This is a genomic window from Geomonas diazotrophica (assembly GCF_018919385.1).
Taxonomy (GTDB): domain Bacteria; phylum Desulfobacterota; class Desulfuromonadia; order Geobacterales; family Geobacteraceae; genus Geomonas; species Geomonas diazotrophica.
On the sequence record NZ_JAHLMF010000024.1, the window covers coordinates 35,119 to 46,420 of the forward strand.

An 11,302-nucleotide genomic window follows, 5' to 3' on the forward strand; every position below is an offset into this window, starting at 1 on the left:
AAAGAAAGGAGCAAACGATACCGATACTTCAGGCACTGGCACAACCAAACGCCGCACCGATCTGGCGGAGGAGATTATAGGATGAAACGTTTTCGCGATTGGGGGATATTTCACAAGATCATCAGCGCCACGCTGCTCTCCTGGCTGCTGCCGGTGGCGATATCGGTATTCCTGCTGACACCGTACCTGCGCTCGCTGATCATGAACGAGCGCGAGGAAACGGTGCGCGCCCTCGTGCAGCAGGCAACCAGCATGATGAAGGGGTACCAGGACCAGGTAGACCGGGGGAGCCTGACCAGGGAGGAAGCGCAGCGCAGGGCAATCCAGGAGATCTCCGCGGCCAGGTACCAGGGAACCAACTACCTCTGGATCAACGACCTCACCCCGAGGATGGTGATGCACCCCCTGAAGCCGGAGCTAAACGGCAAGGACCTTGCGCAGTTCAAGGATCCCAAAGGAAAGCTGTTCTTCATGGAGATGGTGCGCGCCTGCAACGAGAACGGGAAGGGTTTCGTCAGCTACCGCTGGCCCAAGGGCGCGGCCGGCGCACCGGAGCCCAAGCTCTCCTACGTCGAACTGTTCCGCCCCTGGGGTTGGGTGGTGGGGACCGGGATCTACCTGGACGACGTGCGGGCCACACTATGGCGGACGCAGCTGTACATCGGCGCCGGGCTCCTCGTGGTGCTCGCCTTGACCCTCATGCTGACCTGGTTCATAGCGCGCTCCATCACCCTCCCCCTGAAGGAGATGGTGCAGGCGGTGGAGGAGATCGCCTCGGGGGACGGAGACCTCTCCCGGAGCATCGCCTGCGGCCGCTCGGACGAGTTGGGCGCGCTGGCCAGGAACATGAACATCTTCATCGAGACCCTCCATAGCCTGGTGGGGAGCGTGCTCAAGGTGAGCATCCACGTGGTGATCGCTTCCAGCCGGGTCCACGGCATGGCCAAGCAGATCAACAGCAACGCGGACGACCTGGCCGCCCAGTCGGTCTCGGTGGCCACCGCGAGCGATGAGATGTCGGCGACCTCGCAGGACATCGCCCGGAGCTGCGCCCAGGCGGCGCAAGGGGGAACCACCACGAGCCGCGTCGCCTGCGACGGTGCCCAGGTGGTCAACGAAACCGTGGCGGGGATGCACCAGATAGCGGACCTGGTACGGGAATCGGCCACGACCGTGACCGGCCTCGGGCGGCGCTCCGACCAGATCGGGGAGATCATCGGCACCATCGAGGAGATCGCCGACCAGACCAACCTGCTGGCGCTCAACGCGGCGATAGAGGCGGCGCGGGCGGGGGAACAGGGGCGGGGTTTCGCGGTGGTGGCCGACGAGGTGCGCGCCCTCGCCGAGAGAACCACCAGGGCGACCAAGGAAATCGGCGGGATGATCGGCGTCATCCAGGGGGACACCAGGGCGGCGGTGCGATCCATGGAACACGGGGTGACCGTGGTGGAGAAAGGGTCCCAGGGGGCACAGCTCTCGGGGCAGGCGCTGCAGGACATCATCGCCCGCATCGACGGCGTGACCGGGGACCTGGCCCAGATCGCGACCGCGGCGGAGGAGCAGAGCGCGACCACGCACGAGATAGCGGCGAGCGTGCAGCGGGTGACCGAGATCGCGCGTCACACCTCGGCGGAGACGCAGCAGACCACCCACGAGGCGAACCAGCTGCTGGCCATGGCGGAGGAACTGATGGCCCTTTTGGGCAAGTTCAAGATCAACGAGGACGCCGCCCTGGTTATCAGCAGGGCGCGGAGCGCGCACATGATCTTCGTGGGCAAGATCAAGGGGCACCTGGACGGCACCCTCAGGATCGACCCGCAGGCCCTCCCCACCCACCTCACCTGCGCCTTCGGCAAGTGGTACCAGAGCAAAGGGAGGGAGGACTGCGGCCACAGCGACCTGTTCCGCCAGATCGACGCGCCGCACGCCAAGGTGCACGAGCTGGGCAAGCAGGCGGTGATCGCCTGCAACAACGGCGACCGGGTCAGGGCGGCGCAATTCTGCGCGGAGATGGTCGCCGCCTCCGAACTGCTGCTGGGGATCCTGGAACGGCTCGAGGGGGGGTGCTCCGCCTGATCGGCGCCTGGTGCCGCGACACGTTGATTCGCTCTTTGGTCCGCTACGGCGGGACGCGGGCGGTTTAAGCCGTTGACATCCCGGTCGAAGCGTCATAGATTCGCCTCTCGGACCGCGGCACAGCCGCAATACCAAACGAGAGAGAAACCCTCATGAAGCTTGCCCCAAAAACCAATGCCGCGCTCGCGGCGCTCCTCGCGGCCCTGTTTCTCGGCACCCCGGGCTCCTTTGGCGTGGCCCAGGCAACCTCCGCGCCGGCCGGCGCACGGATCTGCGCCCGCCCCAACGACGCGGTGCGGGAGTACGCAGGGGTGATCGAGAAGACCAGGAAGGAGCAGCCGGAGCTCGCCGAGGCGCTGCGCCTGTTCCCCAAAGGGGGGGATCTCCACAACCACCTCTCCGGCACCGTTCCGGCGGAGACGTACCTGGCCCTGGCGGCGGCCGACGGCGCCTGCTTCGGCCCCGAGGGGAAAACGGGACGCTACACCCTGGAGGGGGGCACCTCCTCCGGCGGCTGCGGCGACGGCTTCAGCCCCGTCTCCGGCGCCTCCCCGGCGGAGCGGGAAGGGATCCTGCAGTCCCTCTCCATGTACCGCCTCGGCTATGCCGACACGCAGCAGGGACACGACCATTTCTTCGCCACCTTCGCCAGGTTCCGCGCCGTATCCGACAACGTATGCAACACCCCGCCCATGCTCGCGGAGGTGTTGAGACGGTCCCACCGGGACGGGGTGTCCTACCTGGAGACCATGCTCTCCTTCCAGTCCTCGGCGGTGAACGCGCTGGCCAGGCAGCTGCGGCAGAGGTTCCCGCTGGAAGCCTCCTACCGGGACAGCCGCCAGTTCCCCGCCATGCAGCGTTTCCTTCTCGACGCAGGACTCAAGGACGCGGTGGCCGCCGCCCGCACCGAGATCGCCCAGTACGTGAACAAGACCCGGACGCTGCTCAACTGCGGCACTCCCGAGGCGGACGGCGCCTGCGGCGTTTCCTACGCCTTCGTGTCGACCGTTAACCGCACCTCCGCCCAGGGGGACGGCACCCCCGACCTCGCCAAGGTGTTCACCCAGGCCGCCTTCTCCATGCAGCTCTCGTCCTCGGAACCCCGCGTGGTCGGGGTGAACCTGCTCAGCAAGGAGGACGCCCCGGTCTCCCTGACGGGGTTCCAGGACCAGATGAGGATCTTCCGCTACTTCCACGACGCCTTTCCGGGGGTAAACATCGCCCTGCATGCCGGAGAGCTCACCCCCTGCTTCGTAGGGGGGGACAACCCGGCGCTCAAGGAGCACCTGACCGGCACGCTGAAGGCGGGGGCGAGGCGGATCGGCCACGGGGTCTCCTTCGCCTTCCTTAAACCGGAAGAGAAGTCGGAAGTGGCAGAGCAGATCAGGCGCAACAACGCCCTGGTCGAGATCATGTTCACCAGCAACGCACAGATCCTCGGTGTCGCCGGTGCGGAGCACCCGTTCGCGCAGTACCGCGTCTACGGGGTCCCGGTCGCCTTCGCCAGCGACGACGAGGGGGTGTCACACGCGAACCTTACCGACGAATGGATCTACGGCTTCGAGAAGTACGCCCTCACCAGGGACGACCTGCAATACCTCGGGCGCAACAGCCTGCAGTACAGCTTCATCCCCGGCGCGCCGCTGTGGGCCGACGTGGCGCAGGGAAAGCCGGTCGAGGCCTGCTCCGGAGACGCCCCCGGTTCCGCCACCCCGTCCCCGCGCTGCGCTAGCTTTCTGAAGCAAAGCGCGAAGGGGGCGGCGCAGTGGGAATACGAGGCACGGCTGAAGGAGTACTGGCACAACTACGGGAAGTATTTCGAGAAGAGGTAGGATGAACCGACCGCCAAGGCGGGAAAGCAAAGGGGGACGCGGCGCGGGCTGCGTCCCCCTTTTTTTTGGGCCTGGCTTGCTGCGGCGCCTGGCGCGGGGGCCTGTTTCGGAGAAGCCGGCAGCGCCCTCACCCGGCCTTCGGCCACCCTCTCCCAGAGGGAGAGGGAGAGGGAGAGGGAGAGGGAGAGGGAGAGGGAGAGGGAGAGGGAGAGGGAGAGGGAGAGGGAGAGGGAGAGGGAGAGGAGGAGAGGGGGTGAGAGGGAGAGGGATAACGCGAAGTGCTACATGAAGAGCATGAACCCGTTGGCGAATTGGACCAGGCCGCAGATGCCGACTGCGACGCCTGCCACCCAGACCGCCTTCTTCTTCAACAACGCGGCGATCGAGGAGAGCAGGATGGCGATCTGCAGGAAGATGACCGCGAGGCCGAAGGGGCGGCCGTGGCGCTGCGCCTCGTCCCTCTCCTTCTCGAGCTTCTTTGCTTCGTCCTGGATCTTGGCCTTCTCCTGGTCGTACTTGGCGATCTTCGCCTTCAGGGCCTGCGCCCTCGCCTCCATGGCGGCGCCCACCTGCCTGTCGCCGGTCCGGAGCAGCTCGCGCTCCAACTGTCCCTGCTCCATCTCGGCCAGGGACTGCTTGATGCTCTTCGCCTGGTAGAACGCCCACTGGTCCGAGGCCTGGCTCTGGGCCAGCACCGACCTGGTCGAGAAACCTCCCCCCTTGAAGGTGGCCAGCGTGGCGCAGACGGCCAAGATCACGGTGGTGAGTGCGAGATAGTTGAGCCAGGGCTCCTTTTTTTCTTCTGCCATTTTCATACCTCCTGCTGGTAATTAGTTGTCGCGGCGGCAGCTAGTGCTCATGCCGGTGATGTTGATCGGGCCAGTGCACGTGGGAATGGGTGACCGGCCGGTGCACGTGGAAGTGGTCATGCGGTTCCGCCTGCTCCCCTTCCGGGTGATCGTGATCGTGATGGTCGTCATGGCTGTGCCGGTGGGCGTGGGCCAGCTCCTCGTGGGTATGACGGTGGCGGTGCACCTCCACGTAGAGGAGAAGGATGCCGGCCAGCATGAGCAAGGTGGCGACCCAGTAGGCGGCGGGGGGGCGCTCGCCCAGGAGCGCCACCGAGAGCAGCGTCCCGAAGAAGGGGCCTACCGCGAAGAAGGTCGCGGTCCGGGCGGCGCCGATCTGGCGCAGGGCCTCCACGAAGAGGACCAGGCTGAGACCGTAGCTCATGGCACCGACCCCGAGCGCCCCGGCGACCTGCCCGGGCGTCGCGGTCCCCGTGGTGAAGAGGAGCGCCAGGATGACGGAGAAGAGCCCGGCGGCGAGCCCCTTCACCGACGCCAGGACCGTGGAGGAGATCTCGTCCACGTCGCGGGTCAGGTTGTTGTCGATGCCCCAGAAGACGCAGGCGACCACCACCAGGAGCCCGGACAGCGAGAAGGAAAGCCCCCCTTGTGCCCTCAGCACCACGAGGCCCGCGCCTACGAGGATCAGGACCTTGCCGGACCAGACGTAGGGGCCGATGTACTCCTTGAACACCAGCCAAGCGATGAGGGTAGTGGCCACCGTCTCCAGGTTGAGGAGCAGGGAGACCTCGGAGGCGGCCCCGTACTTGATCCCGAAGGCGAGGCAGACAGGGGCTACGATACCGCCGGCGACAACGGCGCCCGCCAGCTTCAGCCGGTGCCGGGGGGAGAGCAGGCGCAGTTCCGCGCTCGAGCTCTTCCCCTGGATCAGGAGCAGCACCTGCAGCCCGAGCCCGGAGCCGAGGTAGAGCAGCCCCGCCAGCAGCGCCGGCGACATGTCGCCGATGAGCAGCTTGCAAAAGACAGGCGAGACGCCGAAGAGCGCCGCGGAAAGCATGGCGAAAAGTTGTCCGGTGAAGACGGGCAGGCGGCACCTCCGCAAAGAATCGTCTTTCTTGGGAGAGGAACAATAACCGAATCGAAGGGATTTTTCCAGAGCGTAAACGAGAAGGAAAAGAAGACTTTACGTAGAGACGCCAAAGAGCAAACTACGGCAAAAGCATGAAAACAAACACCTTCAACGCAAAGGCGCAGAGGCGCTAGGACTGCACTAACAACAAGAATCACAAGGCATGAATGCCTGAAGGTTGGTTTCCCTTTGCGCCTTGGCGGCTGCGCGGCTTTGCGTTGAGGATGTTAAAAAGGGGAAGTATCTTTTGTGACCCGCATTTTGCTATAATTAGGCATCGGCACGAGAGGTGCCTGTCACGCTTTGCCTGACCGTAAGGGGGAACGTAATGAACATTTTCGATTGCGCCATAAAGATAGAGGAAGAAACCAAGGCATACTATCAAGGACTGGAAGCCGAAGCCATGGAGCCTGAGATGAAGATACTCTTCTCCATGCTGGCAGCCTCCGAAGAGGAGCATCAGAGGAAACTGAGAAGGCTCAGAAAGAAAATGGACGGTGCCATGCTGGATGGACTGACCAGCAACGTCTGCAGGTTCAGACCGCTGCTCAGCCAAAAAGAACTCCTGGAGGAAACCGGAAGGGACCCGAACCTGTACCGCTTCGCGGTGGGCAACGAGGAACAGGAGATCCGCTTCTACGAAGAACTGGCGTCGGCGGCGACGAACGAGAAGACCCGCAAGGGGCTGCGCATGCTGGCCCAGGAGGAACGGCGCCACCTGCAAAAGGTGACCAACATCTACTCCTTCGTGGAAACGCCGAAAACCTTCCTGGCCTGGAGCGAGTTCAGCAACATGCGGGAACTCTAACACCGCCTCTGCATGAACAAACGAAGAAGCCCGCCGCAAACGGCGGGCTTTCTCTTTTCACCCTCCCCTACCTTCAACAAAAAGCCGCAAAGGCAAACAAAACGAACCATCGGCCACGGAGAAAATCAGAACAAATCTGAGCTCACTCGGTTTCGGCCTTGGCGGGGTCGTAGGCGCTGTCCGGGTCGCACTCCGGACGGAGGTAGCGCTCCAGTCCTTCGTACAGGCGGTCGGAGGTCAGCTTGATCGCCATCACCATGTCCATCTCCTGAACACCCCCCTGCTTGAGGTAGCTCAGGTGCAGCCGGTCCACCAGCCCCTTCAACTGCTGCGACAAACAGTAGGCCTCCTTCAGCATGACGTAGTTGCTCTCGGAAAGCTCCTGCAGCCTTTCGTCTTTCAATCCTGTTGTCATGGTCCCTCCCGGGCGCGCGGCTCAATGCCAAGCGATGCAGTTGACCGGGCAGCTGTCTATGGCCTGTTGGATCTTCTCCCTGTCTGCGCCCCCCTGCCCGTGCACCTCGGAGACGCCGTCGCCGTTTAGCCTAAACAGCTCGGGCAGGATGCTCACGCAAAGCCCGCACCCTATGCAGATCTGCTGATCGACGTACACCTGGTTCGGCATCTGTGGCCCCTCCGAATCTAAGCTGCGAAACGGATAAAAGATACACGATGATCCTCAAATGTCTAACCCGTCCGGGGCAGGGGCGGGAGCCGAGGGCGGCGCTGCGGAAGGGGGCTGCGGTTCTTGGGGAATGGGGAGCCGGCGACGGGCTTATTTCGGTTTGTAGGTGAAGCAGTCGGGATGCGACTCGTGCATGCCGACGTCCACGGCGGGAGCCGTGCATTCGAGGGACTGGTTGTAGCTGCAGTTCTCCACCTTGCAGGCGCCGATGCCCCCCTGGACGTCGATGATCCCCCCCCTCTGGCTCCCCTGCATGAAGGTGTCGCACTCGGGGCAGGTCTCGCCGGGGCCGCCGACCGTGATGGCGAGCGTGTGGCAGGAATTGTGCTTATTGTAGGCGCACTGCGTTACGTTGCAGGAATTTATCTTCACCATCTGCTTCTCTTGCATGTTCTGCCTCCTTTTGCGGCCCCCTTCACGCATTAGGAGTTTTTTAACAGAAATGGTTTGATAGTCAAGTCGCCGAGAGCTACCCGCAGCACCCCCCGCCGCCGAAGCCCGGGATCTTCCTCTCCCTGAGCCACTCGTGGATCATGCCGCTGGCGCACCCGACCCCGGCATCGACCTTGAGGGCGGCGGCGGGACAGTTGAGGGCGCAGGCGCCGCACTCCATGCAGGCGTCACGGTCCACCATCACGGCCCGCTTCCCCTCCATGCGGAACACCTGGTGCGGACAGACCTCGACGCACCGGCCGCAACCGATGCAAAGCGGGGTGGAGAGCTCCAGCGTGGCCACCCCTTGCAGATACCTGAAACCTTTCATCCCTTCCTCCCTTTAGACCAGAAGCCTTCCGGCCATGACGATGAAGAGCGCGCCCCCCAGGGCACCCGCCATGACCGGGAGCCCCAGGCGCATCTCCTTCTTCACCCCGGACTTCGAGGTGTACGTGGTGCAGCCGGTGAAGTTGAGGGTGTAGAAGGAGGAGACCGCCGGGAGCGCCAGGAAGGCGGCCAGAGTCGCCGCCCCTCCCCAGCTCACCCCTCCGGCGAGGGCGTAGAGGAGCGCGCAGTAGAGCGCTCCCGCGAAGGCCCCCTTGACCGCGAAGCTCCTGGTGGGCAATAACGGCAGCAGCAGCGGACCGATGGCGACGCCGGTGCAGACCGCCCCCAGAAAGGCGGCCGCCGCGGCCGCCGCGGCATCCGCGCCCCAGACGAGCCTCGTCACGAGGTAGATGAGCGCCGCCGCCGGGAGCACCGGCTTGGCCGCGAGGACCAGTTCCACCGGGATCAGCACCAGGCGGTCGTACCAGTTGAAGCGGAGCTCGCGCATGGCGGGAGTGCTCGAACCACCCCGGTCCAGGTAGGCGGGGAGATCGGCCGCGCGCATGGTGGCGTAGGTGACGTCGAAGCCGCTTCTTTGTTTCACCCGGTGCGCCGACACCCCGGCGGCACCCAGGATGGGAAGGATGAGCCTACGGTGGCCGACCACCCGGTCGAGCCCGCTCTTTTCGATGCGGTGCACCAGCTCGCCGGTGCCGAAGGTCCCCTTCCCCGCCGCGCACCAGACGTTGATGCCGTAGGTCTCAAGGACCAAAAGCCACACGTTCCTGCCGCAAAGCGCACGGCGCACGAGGTCGTAGCTCATCTTGTAGTTCGCGGTCACAACGACCGGCGCCTCGCTGTCGGGCGCGCCGATGGCGTAGAGGCCGGGAGGGACCATGAAGGTCATCCGGTTGATCCCCCAGCGTGCAAAGCATGCACCCAGGTGGTCGGCGAGGGTGAGGCTGCCGCTGACCTGGGGTGCCCGGCCTGCGCCGGCCGGAATCCAGCGCACGAAACCGGGGACCTTTTCGCTGATTTCTCCGCCGCCCGCGGAGGTGGGTGGACCTCAGCAGGGAGGAGTCGCGGTGTTTCCCGCTACACCTGGCGCGCTGTCGCACGCTTTCTGCTTAACGGCGATTTTCTTGAACTGCCTGATCTCCATAGTCACCTCTTGCCCGTTTGTCTCAGACACCTTCTTTCTATAGCGGTTTTCTGAGGTACCGGTCAAGTCTATGTCCAGAAAAAAAAGAAGGACGGTCCGGGCCGTCCTGATCTTCCTGGCAAACAAGGTCCTTTTCCACCTCGTCAGGGAAAGGCGAGGTTGCCCTCCCTGTGGCAGGTGGTGGAGTCTCCGCCCCCGCAACTGCGGAAATGATAACTGGCATGGCTGTCGGTGACCTCCAAGCGAACCTGAACCCCATGCGCCGTGTCCGCCTCTAGTGCATGCTCGATACGGTGCAGGGGAACAGGCCTCTGTGCCATCACCATCATCACCACGAGGTTGATGGCGGCAAGCAGGAGCAGCAGCAGGTTCAGGTACCTGCCCCGGTCCTGCTCCTCCGGCGCCTCGCCCCCCCCCATTTGCTTTTCTTCGTGGTTCAGCATCCATTCCTCCAACCGGGCGACGCTCTTGCAGCTCAAACGATGGGAGTTCCGGCACGCCTTTTCGGAATTCCCGGTTGTGAACGGGCACCACCGCACCGCGCACCGCACCACCGATGCAGGCCCGGGCACTGCGCCAGGCCTGCTGACACGGCACGTGATACTACAACTAGAGTTTCTCGATCTTGCTCTTGCTGCGCATCCGGTCGACGCATTCTGCAACCGCCCTGCGCAAGTGGTCCTGCTTTAAGTACTGGGCGATCTTCTCCTTCACTTCCTCGAACTTCTCGGTGCCCGGGGCGATGCGATCGTTTACCTTGATGATGTGATACCCCATTTCGGATTCGACCACCCCGCTCATCTCACCTTTTTTCATGGCGAAGGCAGCCTTGTCGAACAAAGTGGAGACCTGCCCCTTGCCAATGACGCCCAAGTCTCCGCCGCGGGCCGCGCTCGGGCAGGTCGATTCCTTCTTCGCTACCTCGGCGAAGTCCTCGCCCCCCTTAACCCGCTTCAAAAGGGTCTCGGCCTTCTCCTTCGCCTGCCGTTTCAGCTGGGGCGCCGCTTTCTGGTCCACACCCACCAGGATGTGGCTTGCCTTGATGCGTTCCCCCTTCTTGAAATACTTGTCCTGGTTGTCGTCGTAGAATTTCTTCACCTCGGCATCGGTGACCGCCACCTTGGGCGCGACTTCCTTCTCGATGTACCCTGTGACCACGATCTCGTGGCGCATGGCGTCCTTCACCTCCTGCGTCGTCATGTTCATCGACTGGAGAGCCTTGTCATATTCCGCATCGCTCGGGTACTTGGCCCGGTTCTGGGCGTACTTCTCCTCGACAAGCTTGTCGAGGTCCTTGGGGGCCGATTGGGAGGCCTCCTGGTACAGGAGTTCCGCGGAGGTGAGCTGGATCAGTACCTGGTCCAACGCCTTTTTCATCTGCTCCGGCGGCAGTTGCTGCGTCACGCCGCTTTGTGCCAGGAGCACCTTGAGAGCGCGGTCCACCTCGGGCTTGGTAATGGCAACGCCGTTGACCTTGACGACGGGTTCACCTTTTTTTTCAGCCTTTCCCGCGGTGGCCGAGCAGGCGGAGGTGGAAAAGAGGATCAGGGTGGCGCAGGCGGCGCTGGCAAGCTTTTTCAACGGTGACATCATTTTGGTTCTCCTTTGGGTGGTGTACATATGCAGAAACCGGGAGGTAAGCACATGGAAAGAGCAAAAGGCGTACCGGCTGGATCCCTTCCCTGCGTCCTGGTCGCGCTCCTGGCGGAGCCACCGGGCAAAGTGCGCAAAACAACATGTTATTTGAATACCAAGATGCATCCTGAAAAATCGAGCCCGCGCTGAAGCTCAGACGCAAACAGGTGGCGGCAAGGATGTAAAGTGGGGCATTTGCCCCACAAGTCGGTAAAGAGGTAGCAAAAAAAAGCCCGAAGCTTTCGCTTCGGGCTTTGCATTGCAACAGCAATCAGACAAATCAGCGTTTACTGCAGGTTGTACACCGCCACGTTCTTGCTGGATACCAGGGTCGAGCCGTTGTAGACGCGGATGTTGGTGGTCCACTTGTACCCGGCCTGGTTGCCGGCGGTGTTCGGATCAGC

Annotated in this window: 12 protein-coding genes; 3 read left to right on the forward strand and 9 right to left on the reverse strand. The window is 63.5% G+C overall.

Features of this window, described 5'->3' with window-relative positions; genetic code table 11:
- Positions 1 to 81: 81 nt before the first annotated feature.
- Both KOM00_RS20950 and KOM00_RS19540 read left to right on the forward strand, forming a co-directional pair.
- The gene (locus KOM00_RS20950; protein WP_216500692.1) at positions 82 to 2,076 is read left to right on the forward strand and encodes a methyl-accepting chemotaxis protein; all 1,995 of its coding nucleotides are present in this window, start codon (positions 82 to 84) and stop codon (positions 2,074 to 2,076) included.
- A 152-nt stretch (positions 2,077 to 2,228) separates the two neighbouring features.
- Entirely contained in the window at positions 2,229 to 3,908 is a 1,680-nt protein-coding gene (locus tag KOM00_RS19540) for an amidohydrolase family protein (protein WP_216500693.1), read from the forward strand.
- Between the two features lie 281 nt (positions 3,909 to 4,189).
- Here KOM00_RS19540 and KOM00_RS19545 read toward each other — a convergent pair whose 3' ends face one another.
- Both KOM00_RS19545 and KOM00_RS19550 read right to left on the reverse strand, forming a co-directional pair.
- A complete protein-coding gene (locus tag KOM00_RS19545; RefSeq protein WP_216500694.1) occupies positions 4,190 to 4,717 on the reverse strand; it encodes a DUF4337 domain-containing protein in 528 nt (175 codons plus the stop codon).
- Positions 4,718 to 4,757: 40 nt separating this feature from the next.
- Positions 4,758 to 5,819: a DMT family transporter gene (locus tag KOM00_RS19550; protein WP_268899020.1), complete on the reverse strand. Its 1,062-nt coding sequence runs from the start codon at positions 5,817 to 5,819 to the stop codon at positions 4,758 to 4,760.
- 355 nt (positions 5,820 to 6,174) lie between these two features.
- Here KOM00_RS19550 and KOM00_RS19555 point away from each other — a divergent pair, with 355 nt between their 5' ends.
- Complete coding sequence (locus KOM00_RS19555) at positions 6,175 to 6,654, forward strand: ferritin-like domain-containing protein (RefSeq protein ID WP_216500695.1); 480 nt, start codon at positions 6,175 to 6,177, stop codon at positions 6,652 to 6,654.
- Between the two features lie 142 nt (positions 6,655 to 6,796).
- Here KOM00_RS19555 and KOM00_RS19560 read toward each other — a convergent pair whose 3' ends face one another.
- The 7 genes from KOM00_RS19560 to KOM00_RS19590 all read right to left on the reverse strand — a co-directional run bounded on the left by KOM00_RS19560 (position 6,797) and on the right by KOM00_RS19590 (position 10,853).
- Positions 6,797 to 7,069: a hypothetical protein gene (locus KOM00_RS19560; RefSeq protein WP_216500696.1), complete on the reverse strand. Its 273-nt coding sequence runs from the start codon at positions 7,067 to 7,069 to the stop codon at positions 6,797 to 6,799.
- 21 nt (positions 7,070 to 7,090) lie between these two features.
- Entirely contained in the window at positions 7,091 to 7,279 is a 189-nt protein-coding gene (locus tag KOM00_RS19565; protein ID WP_216500697.1) for a ferredoxin, read from the reverse strand.
- Between the two features lie 150 nt (positions 7,280 to 7,429).
- A complete protein-coding gene (locus KOM00_RS19570; RefSeq protein WP_216500698.1) occupies positions 7,430 to 7,729 on the reverse strand; it encodes a DUF1540 domain-containing protein in 300 nt (99 codons plus the stop codon).
- A 79-nt stretch (positions 7,730 to 7,808) separates the two neighbouring features.
- Positions 7,809 to 8,102, reverse strand: coding sequence for a mercury methylation ferredoxin HgcB (gene hgcB, locus KOM00_RS19575; RefSeq protein ID WP_216500699.1), 294 nt, complete (start codon positions 8,100 to 8,102; stop codon positions 7,809 to 7,811).
- Positions 8,103 to 8,114: 12 nt separating this feature from the next.
- Entirely contained in the window at positions 8,115 to 9,263 is a 1,149-nt protein-coding gene (gene hgcA / locus KOM00_RS19580) for a mercury methylation corrinoid protein HgcA (RefSeq protein ID WP_268899021.1), read from the reverse strand.
- A gap of 143 nt (positions 9,264 to 9,406) precedes the next feature.
- Positions 9,407 to 9,706, reverse strand: a complete 300-nt coding sequence (locus KOM00_RS19585) for a hypothetical protein (RefSeq protein WP_216500700.1) — start codon at positions 9,704 to 9,706, stop codon at positions 9,407 to 9,409.
- 166 nt (positions 9,707 to 9,872) lie between these two features.
- A complete protein-coding gene (locus tag KOM00_RS19590) occupies positions 9,873 to 10,853 on the reverse strand; it encodes a peptidylprolyl isomerase (protein WP_216500701.1) in 981 nt (326 codons plus the stop codon).
- Between the last annotated feature and the right edge of the window lie 449 nt (positions 10,854 to 11,302).